General features: G+C 39.7%; 15 protein-coding genes. 3 read left to right on the top strand and 12 right to left on the bottom strand.

All coding sequences use genetic code 11. The annotated features are described in order from the left end of the window. Window positions 1–738: a peptidase associated/transthyretin-like domain-containing protein gene (locus AC0N32_RS04140; RefSeq protein ID WP_476392582.1), complete on the bottom strand. Its 738-nt coding sequence runs from the start codon at window positions 736–738 to the stop codon at window positions 1–3. Window positions 739–919: 181 nt separating this feature from the next. On the opposite strand from AC0N32_RS04140, the gene AC0N32_RS04135 reads away from it, so the two are divergent. Next, window positions 920–4,060 carry a UvrD-helicase domain-containing protein gene (locus AC0N32_RS04135; RefSeq protein ID WP_476392581.1) on the top strand — a complete coding sequence of 1,047 codons (3,141 nt, stop codon included), beginning with the start codon at window positions 920–922 and terminating at the stop codon, window positions 4,058–4,060. A gap of 175 nt (window positions 4,061–4,235) precedes the next feature. Here the strand turns inward: AC0N32_RS04135 and AC0N32_RS04130 are convergent, their stop codons facing one another. The 7 genes from AC0N32_RS04130 to folE all read right to left on the bottom strand — a co-directional run bounded on the left by AC0N32_RS04130 (window position 4,236) and on the right by folE (window position 13,331). Then, window positions 4,236–4,745 carry a ferritin gene (locus AC0N32_RS04130; RefSeq protein ID WP_476392580.1) on the bottom strand — a complete coding sequence of 170 codons (510 nt, stop codon included), beginning with the start codon at window positions 4,743–4,745 and terminating at the stop codon, window positions 4,236–4,238. A 319-nt stretch (window positions 4,746–5,064) separates the two neighbouring features. Then, entirely contained in the window at window positions 5,065–5,520 is a 456-nt protein-coding gene (locus AC0N32_RS04125) for a hypothetical protein (protein ID WP_476392579.1), read from the bottom strand. A 180-nt stretch (window positions 5,521–5,700) separates the two neighbouring features. Next, entirely contained in the window at window positions 5,701–6,696 is a 996-nt protein-coding gene (locus tag AC0N32_RS04120) for a hypothetical protein (protein ID WP_476392578.1), read from the bottom strand. A 136-nt stretch (window positions 6,697–6,832) separates the two neighbouring features. Further along, window positions 6,833–9,484, bottom strand: coding sequence for a 4-alpha-glucanotransferase (locus tag AC0N32_RS04115; protein ID WP_476392577.1), 2,652 nt, complete (start codon window positions 9,482–9,484; stop codon window positions 6,833–6,835). A gap of 123 nt (window positions 9,485–9,607) precedes the next feature. Continuing rightward, window positions 9,608–10,774 (bottom strand): T9SS type A sorting domain-containing protein, encoded by a 1,167-nt coding sequence (locus AC0N32_RS04110; protein WP_476392576.1) that lies wholly within the window; start codon window positions 10,772–10,774, stop codon window positions 9,608–9,610. Window positions 10,775–11,027: 253 nt separating this feature from the next. Beyond that, window positions 11,028–12,494, bottom strand: a complete 1,467-nt coding sequence (gene cysS, locus AC0N32_RS04105; protein ID WP_476392575.1) for a cysteine--tRNA ligase — start codon at window positions 12,492–12,494, stop codon at window positions 11,028–11,030. Between the two features lie 171 nt (window positions 12,495–12,665). Then, entirely contained in the window at window positions 12,666–13,331 is a 666-nt protein-coding gene (gene folE / locus AC0N32_RS04100) for a GTP cyclohydrolase I FolE (RefSeq protein ID WP_476392574.1), read from the bottom strand. A 52-nt stretch (window positions 13,332–13,383) separates the two neighbouring features. Between folE and AC0N32_RS04095 the strand changes: the two genes are divergently transcribed. Further along, entirely contained in the window at window positions 13,384–14,583 is a 1,200-nt protein-coding gene (locus AC0N32_RS04095) for a hypothetical protein (RefSeq protein WP_476392573.1), read from the top strand. An 18-nt stretch (window positions 14,584–14,601) separates the two neighbouring features. Beyond that, a complete protein-coding gene (locus AC0N32_RS04090) occupies window positions 14,602–15,099 on the top strand; it encodes a hypothetical protein (protein WP_476392572.1) in 498 nt (165 codons plus the stop codon). 30 nt (window positions 15,100–15,129) lie between these two features. Here the strand turns inward: AC0N32_RS04090 and metF are convergent, their stop codons facing one another. Genes metF through AC0N32_RS04070 form a run of 4 tightly spaced genes read right to left on the bottom strand, consistent with a single transcriptional unit; the run spans window position 15,130 to window position 21,335 of the window. Further along, entirely contained in the window at window positions 15,130–16,089 is a 960-nt protein-coding gene (gene metF / locus AC0N32_RS04085) for a methylenetetrahydrofolate reductase [NAD(P)H] (RefSeq protein ID WP_476392571.1), read from the bottom strand. Window positions 16,090–16,128: 39 nt separating this feature from the next. Continuing rightward, entirely contained in the window at window positions 16,129–17,547 is a 1,419-nt protein-coding gene (locus tag AC0N32_RS04080; RefSeq protein ID WP_476392570.1) for a Fic family protein, read from the bottom strand. A gap of 28 nt (window positions 17,548–17,575) precedes the next feature. Further along, complete coding sequence (gene metH, locus AC0N32_RS04075; protein WP_476392569.1) at window positions 17,576–20,236, bottom strand: methionine synthase; 2,661 nt, start codon at window positions 20,234–20,236, stop codon at window positions 17,576–17,578. Between the two features lie 7 nt (window positions 20,237–20,243). Beyond that, entirely contained in the window at window positions 20,244–21,335 is a 1,092-nt protein-coding gene (locus AC0N32_RS04070; protein ID WP_476392568.1) for a fatty acid desaturase family protein, read from the bottom strand. Window positions 21,336–21,339 lie beyond the last annotated feature (4 nt).

Raw genomic sequence — 21,339 nt, 5'->3', positions numbered from 1 at the left:
TTAAGGAGTTTTATACGTAGAAATCCTGTTCAGCACTGCGCTTTTAAATCGGTTTAAATCAGCATCGGTGACGTAGCCGTACTTGAGGATATTTTTTCTTTCAAAGCCCGTTCTCAGGATATAAAGGATGAAATGCTGAATCTGGGGCTTATCAATTTTAAGATCCTCAAAAAACCGGTCTCCAAGGGCATTCTGAAGATAATTCAGCAGATCAACATCATCCCATTTGTTTTTGATTTTTCCGAAAGAGAACACCCCTTTGGTGACCGGCTGCACAAACTCGCCGGCTCTTGGTGCCAAAACGGAAGGATCTGATCTTTGTTTCATATAAATAGCAAGATCATTTTTAAGTTTCTGAACTTTTCTGGGAGGGCTGAGGGCTTTCGTATCTGTTTTAAGATCGCCGGTGATTTCTTTTTTAATTTCAACTTCTGCAATAAGTGTCGCTGCCCTGACCAGTGTGACATTGACGGGCGAGCTGATATTTTCAGCCGTAATTCTCCGGTTTGCCCTGTCGTATCCGTTCTTCATAAACCGCAGCTCGTCCCCGCTTCGTCCGGAGATCATAAAATGACCGTCGCGGTTGGTTGAGACCCTTTCATCGGTCCTGATGTTGATCACCGTAACGTCGGGAAGCTCAGCCTGGTTCTCAGAGGTTACTTTTCCGAAAATATAGCCTTGCGCCTGACTATTGATGAAGATAACGGTAAATAAAAGAAAGAGTAGTTTAATTTTCACGGAAAGTTTTTTATACAGCAAAACTAAAATTATTTTTAAATATTACAGAAAGTTTAACCACACTTAACTCGTTTTAGCATTTCTTTTAAGCTTCTGCGGTGAAAAGTGTTAAATACACATTCAGAATTGTTAAAATTTCACTGAAAAATTAGTTAACTTGCACGTTGAATTCTACTCAAAAATGCAAAATTCTTACACCGTCATCAACGCTTCAGCAGGATCAGGAAAAACGTATGCCCTGGTACAGCGGCTATTGATGATCTGTCTCAGGTATCCCAATCAGCAGCAGTCGATCAGGAATATCCTGGCCCTCACTTTCACCAATAAGGCGGCCAATGAGATGAAGGAAAGAATCCTGAGCTGGCTGGGAAATTTCTCTTCGGAAAATTTTGCGGAGAGCGGAGACCTTAAGAATATCCAGAAAGCATTTGAGCAGGAAGGATTGAAAATTACTATTGACGAGCTTCATATCCGCGCCAAAAAGCTCCTGGATTATGTTCTTCATAATTATTCCACCCTGAATATCGGAACCATCGACCGTTTTAATTCGCGGCTGGTAAGAAGTTTCTCTTATGAATTGGGACTGGCTAAGAATTTCAATCTTGAAATTGAAGCGGAACCCTTCCTGATCGAAGCAGTAGATAAAATGCTCGACCAGATCGGCGAAAATGAAGTGATCTCCGAGTCTTTCATGGATTACGTAGATTACAGCCTTGAGAATAACGAAAGAATTAATTTAAACAAAAACCTGTACGATTCGGCGAAGGAATTTGTGAAAGACATTCATTATGAACACCTTAAAAACAATAAAGATTTCGACAGCACCAATTATGAAAATATAAAAAACACCCTGCGAAAGGAGATTGCCCTACATAAGAAACAGGCAACCGATCTTGCCACGCAGTCTATAGAATTATTCAGATCAAGAAATATTGAGATTGAAGATTTTGCGCAGGGAAAAAACGGGATCGGAGGATTCTTCAGCAAAGTTTTAGATTTTTATCAGCAGAAGAGGCCGGGCTTTCCTTTCCCGACGACAGCCGAAGAATCGGTCATCAACAATTACCGCAAAGGGACTTCTGCGAAGTCGAAACACAAGGAAGCCGACATTCTGGAAATCCTGGATCAACTCTTGGAAAACAGAATGAAACTGATTCTCCTTTACATCGAAACCCAGAAAAAAGAGAAGATATTATCGGCGCTTTTACCTTTGAAAGTCAACAAAGATATTCAGGATGAGCTGAAAAAGATCGAGGAAGAGAATGACCTGGTCCTCCTGTCAAAATTCAATATTCTTATCAATGAAAATTTAAAAAATGAGCCTTCTGCATTTATTTACGAAAAAGTAGGATCACAGTTTCAGCATTATTTCTTTGATGAGTTTCAGGACACTTCGGAACTTCAGTGGCAGAATTTCCTTCCGCTGCGAGACCATTCCATTTCTACGGAGAATACGTCCTTCACTTTAGTAGGCGATCCGAAACAGAGTATTTACCGGTTCCGTGGTGGCGAGAGTAAGCTGATGCTCGACATCATCAACAAAAAAGAAGTGACTCCAAAGGAAGCGGAACTTCTGGTTTTAAAGGATAACTGGCGAAGTGCCAGAAATATCGTGCTTTTCAACAACGATCTTTACCGTTTCCATGCCGGGAATCTGGAGGAAGAACATAAAAATATTTTCGGAACCGATGCCGAACAAAACCCCAAATCTTCGCTGGAAGGAAGAGTAAAAGTAAACCTTATTGAAAATCTTACCAACGAAGATTTCTACAACGATACTTCCGAAAGAATGCGAAAAGACATTCAGGAAAGTCTGGATAACGGGTTTAAATTTTCGGACATCACCATTCTTTGCCGTGGGAATTTTGATATCTTCAGCTACTCCCAGAAACTGGGGAACCTGAAAGTCCGTTATAAGGGTGAAGAGACCAACATCAAAACCATTTCCGACAAAGGACTTACCCTCGAGCTTTCCAATACTCTGAAAGCGGTTATTGAATTTCTCAAATGGGAAGTAAACCCGAAAAACAGGACGAACCTGATTATGATGATGTATTTCCTCAATAAACTCGGAAGAATTCACATGGCAGACTTTACCCTTGAGATGAAAGAAATCCTTGACATTCCTTCCCATGAGGGTATTTTAATGTTTATCCAGAACCGTTATTCTTTAAAGCTTAAACAAGACCATTTTCCAAGGTTTAACCTTTATAATTTTGTGGAATACTACATCAACGAATTTTCAGTAGAGAACAAAGAAACTGATTTTTTGCTGAATTTCCTTGAAATGCTCTTTAACTTCACCCAAAATGCCGGCGCAAGCACGAAAGAGTTTTTGAAATATTGGGACGAAGAAGCTTCCGCATACACCATTCAGGCTTCCGAGAATATTGATGCGATACAGATCATGACAATCCATAAGGCGAAGGGCCTTGAATTTCCCATTGTCTTTATTCCGATGATGAATAAAAACCGCGATGCCGAATTTACCAACTGGTTTGAGACCTCTCAGGATACTCCGCTGAAATCGGTCAACATCAATCAATTCAATAAAAACCTGGAGGTTTACGATGAAGAAATTGAGAAATTCAACAAGCAAAATTCTTACAAAAACTTTATCGACAGGCTGTGCCTGCAGTACGTGGCTACAACGAGACCGGTAGAGCAGCTGTTTTTCTATATCCAAAAGGCCAATAAAACGTCCAATAATCTTGAGCTTCTGGAATTTCTCCAATCAAAGAATACGGAAAATCTTGATGAATTTGATCTGTATGAATTGAACCCTGAATCGCTGAAGAAACATTCTAAGGAAAAAACCTCATCCTTTAAAACCAAGGACATCCGGGTTTTGAAAAACATCAGCGAAAAGAATACATCCATTAAAATCGCCACACCATCCAAAAACTACCAGGTAAGAAATGAAAAGGTAAGGATCGGGCTTTTTGTTCATGAGCTTCTGTCGCAGATCAATACCAAAAATGATATTGCCAAAGTTCTTGAACGCTATATTCTGGAAGGCCAGATCACCATTACTGAAAGCGACGAAATCCAGATCGAACTGGAAAAGATCATCGAAAACTACGCTGAATTTTTCGATGAAAAATGGAAAGTGATTAATGAAAAAGACATTATGATTTCCGAAAACGGAGAAAGCAGAGTGTACAGACCGGACCGTATTTTAAAAAGTGACGAAGGCTACATTATTGTTGACTTTAAAACAGGAGAAGAATCTGCTAAAAATGAAAGCCAGATCGAGAATTATAAGAATATTCTTGAAAAGCTGGGAAAAAAGGTATTGAAGACACAGCTCATCTACCTGTAAGATGAATGTGAACCTCCATAACCAGACAAAATTTCTTGTAACGACGCAAAAAATCTTCTTAACTAAAGGAATTCTTCCTAAGTGAACAAAGAACTTACATCAGAAGATTTTGTTGTAGAGATAAAGTTTCGGCGGCACCTTTGGTGCCGCCGAAACTTTTTTATGTTGACATACATTAAGCCGTTGCATCCGGACTGAAAACCCGCTGCGCCAATTCCTGGTCAAACAGATAAAGTGCAGATGGATTATCACTTACCATTTTTATTTTGGTTACCAGTTGAGAAGCATTAGCTTCCTCTTCTACCTGCTCATTGATAAACCACTGCAGGAATGAAGTCGTTGCAAAATCACCTTCGTCATTGGCATTTTTTACGATGTTGAAAATACTTTTTGTTACTTTTCTTTCGTGCTCCAATGCTTTTTCAAAGATATCGATGGCTCCGAGGAATTCGTGTGGCGGTTTTGGGATTTCGCCAATGATGATTTCTCCTCCTACGTCATTAAGATAATCGAACATTTTGTCGGCATGCATTAATTCTTCTTTGCTCTGTACCCTGAAATAATTGGCAATACCATCAAGATCTTTTCCTGAAAACCAGGCAGACATTGACAGGTAGTACTGAGCGGCATATTGTTCGTGAGCTATCTGTTCGTTAAGTAATTTCGCAATGTTCTCGCTAACCATAAGTAATAAATTTACCTTCAAAATTAGGGATAAAACCTCAAAATCAAAAGTTTTAAATAAAATTAACGTGAATCTTAAGCAGAAACCAGGTTGACGGGCGGGAAGAAGAATGCCGCTGGAAGTTTTTCTGTCAGAACAGCATTAATAATTTTAGGATCTAAAGCCGGTCATCATACTTCATAGCATCAATGGACTTCCTTTAATCAGCTCAGGATGATATTGAACAGTCATAATTCCTAACGAAATCCTAATTAGAAATTAATAAAAAAGAGCAGGACAAATCCCGCTCTACACACATTAAAAAAATCAAAATTATAAACTACTTCGCTGGATCCGGAGCAACCGTTTTCATAGGCTTATGCATTTTTGCTCCTCTCTCTTTCATTGCCATTCTTCTTTGTTCCATTTTAGCTTTTCTGTCGGCCTGCCATTTATCATATTGCTGAGGCGTCAGGATCTGTTTCATATCGGCATCCATCTGTGCTCTTTTGGCTTTCATTTGCTCCATTTTTGCCTGTCTTTCACCTTTATTCTTTTCGAAATCGGCCTTCATCTCTGCTTTTCTTTTATCCTGCAACGCTTTGATTTTATCGACCTGAGCCTGGTTTAGATTTAAATCTTTTTGCATTTGCGCTAAGTGTTCCTGCTCTTTCTGTTGAAACTTCTGCTGCATCTCCGCTTTTCTTGTCTGTCTGTCCTGAGGAGTAGTGGTCTGTTGAGCCATTGCGAAACCTCCAAATCCGATAAATGCTATCGCTAATACTAATTTTTTCATATTCTAAAATCTTTAATTATTTCTTTTATATCTTTTTGATTATCCGTTAAAATAAAAGTTAAAGAGTGAAATTCATAAATTTTGTTAAAATTAAATATTAATACAACAATTAAATAAATAAAAAAAAGGGCAGATTTAAAAAACCTGCCCTTCACACCACTTAAATATAATATATGAAAATTAATTCTTTGCAAATCCGTTTCTGAAACCACCGTTGCTTTTTCTTTCACCTCCGTTATTCTGCTGCCTTGGGGCCGGATTTTCACTCCTTCTGAAACTGCCTTCATTTCTGAAACCACCATTGTTTTCTTTTTTCGGTGCTTCTTCTCTTCTTACTTCTCCCCCTCTGAAGCCGCCTCTGTTTCCATTATTTTCGGCGCGCTCAGAACGGAATCCTTCATTGCCTCTGTTTCCCGGGTTATCATTTCTGAAGCCCCCGTTATTTCTCGGTGCGGCATTATCATTTCTAAACCCGGAATTGTCATTATTTCTCTTATCTGCCTGGTTACGGAAACCTCCGTTATTCCCATCTCTTACCGGACCTCTGAAACCGTTGTTCGGCCTGTCGGATCTTACAATTTTAAAGGTAGGGTTATCCATCCTTCTGAATCTCGCCCTGTCTACCCTATAGATATTGATATTTACATTTCTGTATCTCGGCATCGGTCTGCAGATCGCTGCATAATGCGTTCTTCTGTAGTTCTGGAAGTAAACCACCGGGCTGTATCCTCTGTAGTAATTGTTCTGGAAAACAACAAAAACCCTTGGCCCCATAATTCTCTGTAACGCGTAGAATCTGTCATAATACCATCTGTCCGGATTGTATCTGTAAAACCGGTTCCATGATGAAAAGCTTACATAAAGATTATTTAATCTTATAATCTGATCAACCTGCCATGGACTCAATCTGTTTTGATTGAAGAAAACATTCCAGTTGATATTAACGATACTGTTTCTGTAGTCATTATAATTGCTCTGGTAGTAATCCTGCGGATAATAATCCTGGGGATAGTTGTAATAATAGTCATCAGGGAAATAATTCTGATCATCTTCATCGCTGTAATAGCCTCCATCGTTCTGATAATATCCGTCATCCTCCCAACCGTTGTTTGGATACTGCTGAGCGAGGGCGAACGTTCCGAGGCTCAAAGCAAAACCGATCAATATTTTTTTCATTTTTATAGTCGTTATTGGTTAATATATAGCCGAATTTCTTTTCTGTCTTTTTGATATAAATGAAAAAAAGAAGTTAAATCTTATGATAAAACTTCTTTTAATTTCATATTAATTAATTGATAATCAAATGTTAAATTTACATTCTTCCGCTATCTTTTACCCAATCGGATATTTTTTCATTAAAATCTTTCCTGTCCTTCAGATCTTCAAGCTTAAGATGCATACGGTATCTCCAGTAATGCGGGAAAACCGCAGGATTGTTGATCCTTTCATGATCCATTTCAACATTCAAAAGGTCTTTGTCGGTAGCCAGGAACTCCTGGATCGGAAAGATGGCAAGCATCGCATCGTTGTAGAGGTGCTGCTTCATAATGATCTCAGCGAGATGCGGATCGAGATCCTCAGGCGCCGGACCAAACTGAATGAGCTGTTCATTAAAATAGTGCTGCGTTAAAGCCGGATTTTCCCTCCACCACTGTCTCAGGGTTGAACTGTCATGGGACGAAGCTGTCACAACGTTGAGATACCCTGCATTTTTAGGATTGTAGAAAGGGATATTGTCCGATGGCATCCTCTGAACTTTTAAAGCAACGATTGCCAGCTCATCCATTACCACAGGGACACAATCCGGAACAAGCCCGAGATCTTCACCACAAATCAGCATTTTGGTAGCATTGAGAATAACAGGAAGTTTTTCCATCGCTTTATCGTACCACAAAGCATCCTGTCTTTTAAAGAAATAGTCATGATACAGATCATAGATGGCTTTCTTTTCCCAATCTGAAAGGAATTGATAAGAATCTGTCTGATATACATTGAACCTCGGATGATAAACCACCTGTCCATTTCTTTCTTCAATGAGAAACAAAACATTGGCACAAAGTGAAATCAGCCGCTCTTCTATGGGGCCTCGCGGATTTTTCTTAAAGAAATCTGCCAGCTTTCTCTGTGTATTGAATTCTTCTTTAAAAGAATACGTCCCGTCATGATTGTTGCTGATGAATTCAAAGGCTTTCTCGGTATTTTCGCCAAAGTATTTCCAAAGAATCTGGTCATTGATGAAAGGCTTGCAGTACCGGTCAAAATTAAACGGAATATGCCACGCACTGAATTCTTCCAGTGTCACGGGAACGGCAGGATAAAAATATCCGAGAATTCCCTGTGTAGCGGAAACCGGCATTCTCCATATTCTGAAAAAGCCCAGGATATGATCAATCCTCATCGCATCAAAATACTGCTCGAGGGCCTTGAACCTGTTTTTCCACCAGGTGTAATCGTCTGCTTTCATTGCTTCCCAGTTGTAGGTCGGGAATTCCCAATTCTGCCCTAGCTCGGTAAACTGATCCGGTGGTGCTCCTGCCTGGAAATCCATTCCGAAAAGTTCAGGCTCTGTCCACGCTTCCACAGAATACCGGTAAATTCCGATCGGGAGATCTCCTTTTATCGAGATACCTAAACCATGCATATAATCGACTGCAGCCTTCAACTGCTTATGAAGCTGGTACTGCACCCATGCATGAAGCATCGAAGCATCATAATCCTTACTTTTTGTGGTAAAAAACGGAGCAATTTTTCCCGGTATGTATTTTTTGTGTGTTTTCCAATCGTTGAAATTTGGGGTTTTATATTTATCCCTTAAAACACAGAATGCAGAGTACGGCACCAGCCAGGATTCGTTGTCTTTAATGAATTTTTTGAAGTTCCGGTCTTTGTAAATTTTATCCTTATCTTCATTGAAAACCGCTTTCAGGTATTTCCATTTGGAGGTGATCATCTTTTCGTAGTCGATCAATTCCAGTGAATTTAAGGCCGCCTTTTCTGTTTTATATTCTTCTACATACTCTTCCGGCAGAGGAAAATCAAGATTTTCAAGGGAAATGTACTGCGGGTGCAATGCATACACCGAAACGGCGGCATAAGGATAAGAATCTGTCCATGTATAATTGGCAGTGGTATCATTAATCGGCAAAATCTGAATGATCCCCAGATCTGCTTCATTAGCCCAATCTGCAAGCTTTTCCAGGTCGGAAAATTCACCGACGCCAAAACCGTTATCCGTTCTCAGGGAAAAAATAGGAACGGCAACACCGGCATCATGATACATCTGGTACAACTTAAATTTAAAATAATGATCCGAAACGATCTGCAGAGTATCTTTGGAATTATTGGGCAGGACAAAACGATTTTCGCCTGTTTCTACATCAACAACCTTTCCGGTCTGCTTATCATAAAGGCAATATTTATACTGGATAAATTCATTTTCGGAAATTTCAACGGAAGCTTCCCAGATTCCGAAATCGGTTTGTGATAAATGAATTGCTTTTTCGTAATCCCAATTTCCGAGAGAGGCCGTACTTCCGAACAGAACTACTCCCCAGTTTGAGTTATAGATCGGCGCCTCGATCCTGAACAGGTGAGTATGTTTTTTTAAAACTGATATTTTTTCAGGTTTAAAGGTATTGAGCTTATTATGTAAAATCTTGTTGTTGAGATAATTTTCAGGAAAATTCTTATTATTCCACTGATCGTATATGACAAACTCTTTATAATTATGAGGAAAATTCAAACGGTGTGGAACAAATTCTTCACGAAGAACAGCGCCCCTGTCATCCACAAGTTGATATTGATAGGAAATAGATTTTGAAAAGTAATCAACCTCACATTTCCAAAGGCTGTTTTCGGCATAAAACATAGGATGAATCTGTGATACAGTACCTTCTTCGCTAATGGCCAACTGAAGTCTCTCTCCCACTTTTGTACCGTACCCTACATTAAAATATAGTTTCATTTACATTTTTTTATAAAAATACATCATAATATCGGAAAATAAAACTTATTGAATATCAAATATTCATTAAAAAAGCCTTCCCAAAAGATTTTGAAAAGGCCTAAGTTTTATCGGAAAGAAAAATTATTCCGTGACAACAATTTTCTTATTGAGCAGTACTTTGCCGGATTCATCGGTGATATTCACGAGATAAGCACCGCTGATGAGATTCCTTAGATAAACCTGCTGGTTCAGAGAACCGTTTTTCACAGATAAATTCTGACTCATCACATTTTTTCCGGAGAGATCAAAAATATTCATTTTGATATTTCCTTTTACAGATTTGTCATTAACATTTATATTAATCAGCTTTTCATCCACCCTGGTCGGATAAATATCAAGATTGACAAAAACCGTGTTTGTAATCGCTCTATCGTTGGCAAAATATTTACTTGCCAGATCATAAATGTGGAGATTTTCCTGTCCGGGAAGCTGTTTGGCCTGTAAAGTATTAAGATCGACTTCGTATAAAGGAGCACCTTTTGCACTGGCAATTACGACTTTCCCTCTGGAATTTACGGCAGATCCGTTAACTGAATAAGTGTCTGGTATCCCGGTAATTTTACCCATAAATTTAGCGTTCATCTCTTTCGTTGAAACTTTGAAAACATTTCCCGAGGCTGAAAAGACATAGAAATTATTATCCGCGTCGGCAATCATATCCCCTCCAAAGCCTGTCTCCATCAATGTAAAGGAATTTTTACCGTTAGAAGCATCATCCATAATAATTCCCAGGTCATTTACCGTATATTGATTTCCTTTTCTGCTGATCTTCAGAAACTGTGTCCCCGCATTGTTGACCGCATAAATATTGCCGTCATAGCCTGTCGCCATTCTCGTAAATTGGGAATTGATATCGCAGGCGGTCACTCGGGCAGTATTGTTTTCTACTAAAGTGATTTCTTTGGTTTTTGCATTCAGCACATAAATATTGGAAGAGAACATCGGCATATACACCAGATTGTTACTGGAAGGATCATAGGCCAGTGTCGCCATGTTTACGGCCTGAGCATTATTGTACGTGTTTTTATCCTCAGCAATCATGCTACGTCCAGTCTGGGAAAAGACTTTTGAGGAAGAATCCGCCGTAAAAATTTTCTCGCCTGAACTTCCATTTGTCAGATCGATGGCACGAAAATCATTAAAGACAATACTCGGACTGTCTTTACCGACTAATGCAAAAAAATCCTGTTGCGCAGAAGCATTAACTCCGATGAAAAGTAAAAATAAAGGGAATAGATGTTTTTTCATAGTATATAAATTTAATTTTTAATCATTTTATTATGACTAAGTTACACATTTTTTAAATTGGATTGTAATTTTTTTTATACTAAGATTAAGGATAAAGCTAAACTTTAAAAAAGATTTTTCTTTTATTTAAATGGAAATGTCAGTACATAAAAAACTCTTGCAGATCCGGCGGATTTGGCAGATGATTGTGTTAAAAATCTGCTTAATCTGTAAGATCTGCGAGAGATGTATATAAAAGCTTTATCTTTTAATTCTAATTCAACACATAAGAAGTTCCATCCCTTCCGTCTTTCAGTTCGATGCCTTCGGCAAGGAGCTTGTCACGGATCTGATCCGAGAGCTCGAAATTTTTGGATTTTCTGGCCTGGTTTCTTAACTCGATTAATACTTTTAAAGTCTGGTCAAGTTTTTCGTTGTTGTTTTCCTCAATCGTCTGAAGTCCCAATACATCAAAAACCAAAGCATTTAACGTAGATCTTAAATCCTCTAAATCTTTTATTGAAATGGTTTCTTTGCCATCATTCAAAGCAAAGATATATTTTACCGCTTCAAATAAATGGGCAATCAGCACCGGTGAATTGAAATCGTCTGTTAATGCATCGTAAGCTTTATTTTTCCATTCTTCCAGACTGAAACCGGATGGTTTTTCATCATTTGGCGTGATGGATTGCACTACTTTGATGGCCTCCATTAACCGGATAAACCCTTTCTCACTGGCCAGCATCGCATCATTGGAAATATCCAGGACACTTCGGTAATGGGCCTGCAGGAAGCAGAAACGCACGATTGACGGATGGAAAGGTTTTTCAAAGAAATCGTTTTCTCCGGTGACCAGCTGCATTGGCAGGATGTAGTTTCCGGTAGATTTACTCATCCTTTGGGAATTCATGGTCAGCATATTGGCGTGCATCCAGTAATTTACCGGAGCGGCATCATTGCAGGCTTTCCCTTGTGCGATTTCACATTCGTGGTGCGGGAATTTAAGGTCCATTCCGCCTCCGTGGATATCGAAGGTTTCACCGAGGTATTTCGTGCTCATAGCTGTACATTCCAGGTGCCATCCCGGGAATCCTTCACCCCAAGGCGAGTTCCACCGCATAATATGCGCCGGGGAAGCTTTTTTCCAAAGGGCAAAATCCTGCGGGTTTTTCTTTTCTCCCTGTCCGTCCAGATCACGGGTGTTGGCAAAAAGTTCTTCAATATTTCTTTTGGATAATTCTCCGTAATTCAGGCCTCTTTTGTTGTATTCCAACACGTCGAAATAAACCGATCCGTTGCTTTCGTAGGCAAATCCTCTTTCGATTAATTTCTGAGTCAGTTCGATCTGTTCTACGATGTGACCGGTAGCCGTAGGTTCGATATTCGGCGGTAAGAGGTTGAAAAGATCCAGCACTTTATGAAAATCGACGGTGTATTTCTGTACGATTTCCATCGGCTCCAGCTTTTCAAGTCGCGTCTGCTTTACGAAACGGTCGTTGTTGACGTCGCCATCATCTGTAAGGTGCCCGGCATCGGTGATGTTTCTTACATACCTCACTTTATACCCAAGATGCATCAGGCTTCTGTAGATGAAGTCGAAGGACAGGAAAGTTCTCACATTTCCCAAATGCACATTGCTGTAAACCGTGGGTCCGCAAACGTACATTCCAACATTTCCTTCTAAAATAGGTTTAAATATTTCTTTTTCGCCAGCAAGCGAGTTGTATATTTTTAATTGCATGATTGTATTCAAAGTTCTGGTTTAAAATTTTAAAGTTGTTCCACAGGTCATCAGCTACAACAAATAATGGTTGTAATAAAAATTTTGTGTGAAACTTTTTTAAATTTTATCATGATTAACTTTAATGTTTTTTACTTTTAAAAAACTTTTTTCCGAAGCCACTCTTTTCATTTAATCCAATTTCGCATGGCTTCCCACATAATGCAGGAATTCCTGTCTGGTAATCGGATTGGTCCTGAAAATCCCGCTTAATTCTGCCGTGATGGTCGAACTTGCCGTATCTTTTATTCCTCGACAGTTGACACAAAGATGTTTTGCATCGATGATACAAGCGACATCCTTTGTTCCCAGCGCTTCTTTCAAAGCATCTACGATCTGCATCGTCAGCCTTTCCTGAACCTGCGGTCTTTTCGCATAATAATCTACAATCCTGTTGATTTTTGAAAGCCCGATCACTTCACCGTTGGAAATATAGGCTACATGTGCCCTTCCGATAATCGGCAGAAAGTGGTGTTCGCAGAACGAATATACGGTAATATCTTTTTCCACCAGCATCTGGCGGTATTTATATTTGTTTGAAAAGGTGGAAATTCCCGGCTTGTTTTCCGGCAGCAGCCCTCCGAAAATTTCATTCACATACATTTTGGCCACCCGTCTCGGCGAGTCTTTTAACGAATCGTCGGTCATGTCCAGACCCAGGGTTTCCATGATCTCCCCGAACAGTCCGGTAATTTTTTCGATCTTCTCTTCCGGTGATTGATCAAAAGCATCTTTTCTTATAGGCGTATGTTCTTTTCCCGTGAAAATATCATCATCGTTATCCGTAAAATCAACCATTTTTATTTAATTTGCACAAAAATACGGATAAAATCTATTCGTCATATTTAATTTGGCTGAAAAACATTATCTTTCACCTACACCATCTTTTTACATCATGATTACCGCTGAAGAAGTACAAAACGACTCCCAGAAGAAGGAATTTTTAGAGTTTCCGGCCAGGCTTTACAAGAACGACAAAAACTACATCAGACCGCGGAATATCGATATTGAGGATATTTTTAATCCCGAAAAAAACAAGGCGTTCAAAACCGGAGAATGTGCCCGTTTTTTATTCAGAAATAAACAACAGGAGACGGTTGGGAAAGTAGCGGTTTTCATCAATGAGACCTATCAGCAGAAACAGCCTACCGGAGGAATCGGATTCTTCGACTGCATCAATGACCAGGAAACGGCTGATTTTATTTTTGATTACTGTAAAAACTGGCTGCAGCAGAAAGGCATGGAAGCCATGGACGGACCGATCAATTTCGGGGAACGTGATAAATTCTGGGGGCTTGTGATCGAAGGATTTATTGAACCGTTATACGGAATGAATTATAACTTTCCGTACTACAAAGATCTCTTTGAAAACTATGGTTTTAAAATTTATTTTGAACAGCTTTGCTTTTCCAGGCCGATTTTTGCAGAAGTTTCAAGGGTGTTCACGGTAATGCATGCCAAACACAGCAAAAATCCCGATATTTCCGCACGGCCCATGACGAAGAGCCACTTGGAGAAATTTGCTAAAGATTTTACCGAAATTTATAATAAAGCCTGGGCGGCCCACGGCGAGGGGAAGCAGATGGAGGAGTCCAAAGTTCTGAAAATGTTTAAAATGATGAAACCTATCATCAACGAGCATATTTCCTGGTTTGTTTACGATAAGGAAAAGCCTGTCGCCATGTGGATGAACCTTCCGGATACCAACCAATGGTTCAAATACCTCAACGGAAAATTCGGCTGGTGGGAAAAGCTGAAGTTTCTGTGGATTAAAAAATTCAGAAAAAATGAGAAAATGATTGGTCTTGTTTTTGGTGTGGTTCCGGAGTGGCAAAGAAAGGGTCTGGAAGGGTATATGATCTGGGAAGGAACACAGCATCTGAGGAAGCATACCGATTTTAAAGTCACGGAAATGCAGTGGATCGGTGATTTCAATCCTAAAATGATCAAGATTGCCGAAAATCTTGACACTAAAATCACCAGCAAGCTGGCCACCTATCGCTACCTTTTTGACAGAAGCAAAAAATTTGAAAGACATCCGACACTATAATTTCAAAATAAAAAGATTATGAATTCAGTTTTTGTTTTAATTGTTTTATTTCTTATCATTATTTTCTCAATTCCTGCGCTTATTTTCCTGATCGCCTACATTGCTGCAAGAAGCCGGAAAAAGAAACAGCAGGCATTGCTTGCACAGATCGGCACTCCTGAGTATTATGCCTTTGTACGCTATAACATGGGTAGCACACAAAACGAATTTTTTAAGATTAAAGCCTTTCAGGGAAGCGGAATCATCTACGTCGAAGGAAGGGAAATCCATTTTGCAGATACCCTTTACCAAAACCCTCATGTTTTCCCTATGGACGAAAGCAGTATCCGGTGGGAAGACATCAACATTGTAAACGGCCTTCTGAAATGGTTTTCGATCGAAGACAAGGAAAAAAAGTATTTTTTCAATATCGAAAGCGGTATGCTTATTTTCAATCTTGACTCATCGAAGCCAACCACAAAAAGTGTTTTCGAAAGGCTCTTGAAATACCAGAACGACATGGAATACCTTCAATAAAAAAAACCTTGCTTAGGCAAGGTTTTATATTTAAAATAGCGCTCCGGCTACTTTTTTAATGTTGTCGCTTTTCCCCATGGAATAAAAATGCAGCACCGGAACTCCGAAATCCAGCAGTTCCTGGCATTGTGCAATTGCCCATTCGATTCCGATCTGCTTGACGGCTTCATTATTCTTGGCATGCTCCACTTCATTGATCAGCTCTTCCGGTAAATCGATTTTAAAGATCTGGGGCAGGATTTTTAAATGCTTTTTCGTGGCAATCGGTTTGATCCCCGGAATGATCGGAACAGTAATTCCCATTTCACGGGCTTTTTTTACAAATTCGATGTATTTTTTATTGTCGAAAAACATCTGGGTAACGATATAATCTGCGCCGGCGTCTACTTTCTGCTTCAGCCATTTCAGGTCGTAGTTCATGGAGGGTGCTTCCATATGTTTTTCCGGATAGCCAGCTACACCGATGCAGAATTTGTTGTGTTCGTCACAGACTTCATCCTGATTGTGAAGATATTTCCCTCTTCCCAGATCATTGATCTGATGCACGAGATCCATTGCACTGGAATGTCCGCCGGCAGTCGGCTCAAAATACTGGTGCCCTTTCATCGCATCTCCGCGTAAAGCCATCACATTATCAATTCCCAGGTACATACAGTCTACGAGAAGATATTCGGTTTCTTCCTTGGTAAATCCTCCGCACAACAGATGCGGCACAGTATCTACGCTATATTTATGCTGAATGGCAGCGCAAATTCCCAGTGTTCCCGGACGCATTCTGGTGATCCGGCGTTCCATCAGCCCGTTTCCCTTGTCGATGTAAATATATTCTTCTCTTGAAGTGGTTACATCTATGAAAGGCGGCTTGAATTCCATTAACGGATCAATGTTTCTGTAAAGGTCTTCAATTCCAATTCCTTTCTGTGGCGGAACAACCTCGAGGGAAAATAAGGTTTTTCCATTTGCGTTCTTTATATGGTCGGTGATTTTCATTTTATTTGTTCAGTGTTCAAAACATTCAAGATTTTTGAATTAGTTTTTAGAATGATTTTTTATTTCATTCATTAAATAGTTAATGATATTTTTTGTTATTTCCTCAAAAATTGGTTGTGTAAAATCTGTATACAAAAGTTCCTCTGAAAATATTGTTACTTTAGCCAAATCATAAGTACTAAGATTTTGATAATTTATAAAGTTGGGATTTTGTTTAACTACTTTTATTTCTAACTTTTTAATTCTAAAATTAAATTCAATGTAAAATCCTAAACTGTATTTCCCTCCTCCAAAAAGCTCCCCTCCTTTAATAATCTCATTAAAGTAAAAATGGTAATGAAATCGACTGCTATTAATTTTATATAGATTATTATTGATAAAATCAGTTGTGTAGTTTATCATCTTTTCAGAAAAATTGCGAGAATTTTCACGTTCAGAATTAAAATTAATATAGAATTCTTGAAACAACTCTCCAATTTTATTCAATTTTGGTAATAAATACTCTAAAAATCCTTTTATATAAATATCAATCAAAAAGTCTCTGTCTTTTTCAAAATCTACCGTCTTAACATTTTGTAGATGCATTTCTTTAGTAAAAAGCTCAATCTCTTTATCCAAATCATCCGGCTCATTAATATTTTCCCCATTAATAGCCTTCTGAATAATATTAAAACTAAGACTGATGTTTTCAGCAAACAGCTTTACCAGATCTTCATAAATTCCATTATCGGCAATATTTAAAGCCGCGTAATATTGAATTTTTTCTTTATTCTTGATAACAAGTACAGGATAATGATGCTTTAACAAAATAAAGTTGCTTAAAATTCTTGCCAATCGGCCGTTTCCGTCATCAAACGGGTGGATGGAAGTAAATTTGTGATGAAAAAGTGCGGACATCACTACAGGATGAAGGTTTTGTTCTTCGGCATTCCGGTACCATTCCAGCAGATTATTCATTTCAAAAGCCACTTCTTCCGGATTTGTGTAATAGTGGATGTCTCCCGAAACCGTTTTTACATGATTGGGCGAGGTTTTATATTGCCCAACTTTTATTTCTTTTTGAAATTCGATTCCCTGAGGAGAAGCGGTTGTTGAATAATAAGGCTCAACCAAAATGATTTTATGTAAATCTTTAATATCACTTTCTGAAAGCGGATGGTCTTCTTTGATCAGTTGCAGCATAAATCCTATCGCTTCATTGTGTCCTTTAATATCTAAATGATCTTTGAAAGGCTTTCCTTTAGCAGTCAGTCCAAAATTTAAAAAAGCAACGGTTTCTCCATAACTCAACTGATTTCCCTCAATAGCATTGGAATTATAATTCCAGTCCAGTTTTAATTTCTGAAAAATTTTATTTTCCAATTCTTTAGAAAACGGGCGGTGTGCATCGATTAACTTTTTTTGTTCATCAACAGATTGTATTTCGGCTAAACCTTCTAATATTTTGATATTTTTCATGATGCTATTTTAATTACAAAAATAGATTTTAATCCGCTAAGTTCGGTGATAACCATTTCCTCGCCTCCTGCAAAGAAATCCCTTTTCGTTGCGTATAATCTTTCAGTTGGTCTTCTGCAATTTTCCCCAGCCCAAAATATTTGGCGTGCGGGCTTCCGAAGTAATACCCGGAAACCGAAGCCGTCGGGAACATCGCCAGGCTTTCCGTAAGATAGACACCGATCTGTTCTTCTACTTTCAAGAGATCCCAGATGGCATGCTTTTCCAGATGATCGGGACAAGCCGGATAGCCCGGAGCGGGACGGATTCCTTTATACTTTTCTGCAATCAGTTCTTCGTTGGTCAGGTTTTCCTGATTCGCGTATCCCCAATATTCAGTTCTGACTTTCTTGTGTAAAAATTCGGCATAGGCTTCTGCAAAACGGTCGGCCAGAGCTTTTACCATAATGGCATTGTAATCGTCGTTGGCTTTTTCGTATTCTTCAGCGAGTTCGTCGGTTCCAAAGCCCGTGGTTACACAGAAGGCTCCCATATAATCCGTTTTTCCGGAACTTTGGGGAGCAATAAAATCACTTAAAGCCAGATAATCTTTTCCCTTGGAACGCTGTGCCTGCTGTCTCAAAGTGATGAATTTTACCTGCTGATTATCATTTTCATCATAGATCAGAATATCATCAGTTTCATTAGCATTGGCTTTAAAAATTCCGAAAACTGCTTTTGCCGTTAATAATTTTTCATCCAAAATTCTTTTCAGGATGACCTGTGCGTCCTTGAACAGTTCTTTTGCCTGCGCACCCACTATTTCATCTTCCAGAATATTCGGGTATTTGCCATGCAGGTCCCAGCTTCTGAAAAACGGCGACCAATCGATGAACGGCAGCAACTCCCGTAAATCCTGATTTTCAACGACCGTAATTCCCAATTGATTCGGGGTAAAGATTTCTTCATGTTCCCAATCGATTTTGAATTTATCCTTACGGGCTTCTTCTATAGATACGTAATCTTTTTCCACCTGCCGGTTCAGGAATTTTTCCCTGAATTCGGAATAGTCGTTCTTTAAATCGGCAACATATTCTTTGTTCCGGTCGCCCAATAATGAACTAACCACGTTTACGGCTCGGGAAGCATCGTTTACATGGACTACGGCATTTTTATATTTTAAATCGATTTTTACAGCGGTATGCGCTTTTGAGGTGGTTGCTCCTCCGATTAAAAGAGGGAAACTAAGGTTCTGTCTTTCCAGTTCCGAAGCAATGTATACCATTTCATCCAGGCTTGGCGTAATCAGTCCGCTCAGTCCGATCACATCCACTTTTTCTTCAATGGCGGTCTGAATGATCTTTTCCGCCGGAACCATTACGCCCAGATCCACGATTTCATAATTGTTGCAACCCAGAACCACGCTCACAATATTTTTTCCGATGTCGTGAACGTCACCTTTTACGGTAGCCATCAGGATTTTCCCGTTGGCCGGTTTGGACCCGTCTTTTTCCGCTTCGATGAACGGCTGTAAATAGGCCACCGCTTTTTTCATGACCCTGGCTGATTTTACCACCTGCGGCAGGAACATTTTACCGCTTCCGAACAGGTCACCGACAACGCCCATTCCGGTCATTAAATTCACTTCGATAACGTGCAAAGGTTTTGCGGCCTGCTGCCTCGCTTCCTCCACATCTTCTTCGATGAAACGGTCGATTCCTTTAACCAGAGAATGGGTGATTCTTTCCTGTAAAGGTTTCGTACGCCATTCCAGCTCCTCAACTTTTTCCTTTTTAACGGATTTATGTTTTTCGGAATAATCCAGAAGCCTTTCGGTAGCGTCTTCTCTTTTGTCAAGAATCACATCTTCTACCAACTCCAGAAGTTCCTTATTAATTTCATCATAAACTTCAAGCATCGCCGGATTTACAATTCCCATATTCATTCCCGCCTGAATGGCGTGGTAGAGGAATACCGAGTGCATCGCTTCTCTTACGGTATCATTTCCACGGAACGAAAACGAAACGTTGGAAACTCCGCCACTCACCGATGCATAAGGAAGATTCTGGCGAACCCATCTCGTCGCTTCGATAAAATCAATGGCATTCCGACGGTGTTCGTCCATTCCCGTTGCCACCGGGAAAATATTTAAATCGAAAATAATGTCTTCCGCCGGGAAATTTAAACGATTGACCAGAATATCGTAAGACCGTTTTGAAATCTCGATCCTCCGTTCGTACGTATCGGCCTGCCCAACTTCATCGAAGGCCATGACAATCACGGCAGCACCATATCTTTTAATGGCTTTGGCCTGCTTGATGAATTCTTCTTCGCCGCCTTTTAAGCTGATGGAATTCACCACACACTTTCCCTGGGCAACCTGTAAACCCGCTTCCAGGATCTCCCATTTCGACGAGTCGATCATCAGGGGAATCCGGGCGATATCCGGCTCGGAAGCAATCAAATTTAAAAACTTGATCATGGAAGCTTTCCCATCGATCAGTCCGTCATCAAAATTAACGTCCAGGATCTGTGCGCCGCCCTCTACCTGGTGACGTGCAATATCGAGCGCTTCCCCGAATTTTTCTTCTTTTATTAATCTTAAAAATTTTTTGGACCCGGCAACATTGGTTCTTTCCCCAACGTTGATAAAGTTACTTTCCGGTGTAATAATCAATGGCTCCAGCCCTGATAATCTTAAATATTTCATCAATTTATTATTCTTCTAAAATATAATATGCGTTGTTCGCATTCTGCCTGAGCAAATCCACATGCTTGCCCAAAGCCGTAACCATCGGAAACCGTTTGTAGCCCAGGTTGTGTTCCCTGGCAAATTCCTCGATCTCCTCGGTGATTTCATTATAATAAGCGTAACTGTAATTCGGGAACAGGTGATGGGCCACATGGAAGTTGAAATTCCCCAGTACATTCCGTACAAACCAGTTATTTTCTTTTAGATCGTTGGTGACCTCCAGTTGGTGTCTGATCCAACTGAATGGCAATCCGTTTTTTTCATCCAGCTTCGGGAAAGCATTATCCGGAAGCGGATGCAACGGCAACAGGACAAACAGGGCAAAAATGCTCGCTGCAATCACCTGTAAAAACCATGCGCCCAAAGCCAGCCCGATCGAAACTTTAAAAAACAGAATCGGTACGGCAATCTGGTAGAAAAAATAAAACAGCTTATACGCCACCATTTTAACCTTTTCTTTTACCGGAATCGCGCCCTGTGTTTTCAGGATTACTCTTTCATTATCAAAAAAGTCCCGGAAATCCCGGATGAACATCCAGTTGAATAAATACAGCGGATACACCAGAAAGAAAAACCGGTGCTGGTATTTCTGAATGCCTTTCGCTTTGATCCAGGGAACGATCAGCAGCAATCCGCTCTGCTCGATGTCGGTATCCCAGCCGTCAACATTAGGATACGCATGGTGGCTCGCAATATGCCTTTTCTTCCAGATGTAAGAATTGGCTCCTACGAAATCAAAAATCTGCAGCACGAGACCATTGAGTTTTTTGCTTTTAAAAATATTGTTGTGTGCCGCTTCATGAATGAGATTCAAATAAATCAAAACCAAGGAAAGTCCCATCAGCACAAAACTTGAAATGTACACCCATGGCCTGTCTGCATTGAAAAGGGCAAATACATATAAACCGAAATAGACCAAAGGCAGAATGACTGCTTTGATCTGAATATAAACATCGCGGTTTTCAGGAATGGCTTCTACTCTCCGGTTCACTTTTTTCCTTAGTTCATTAAACAATTTTGCATCTTCCGAATCTTTTAAGTAAATAGGTTTTTCCATTATA

The sequence above is a fragment of the Chryseobacterium endophyticum genome (genome assembly GCF_056333165.1).
Note: the sequence above shows the minus strand (reverse complement) of the source record. Positions and strands in the feature narration are given on the sequence as shown.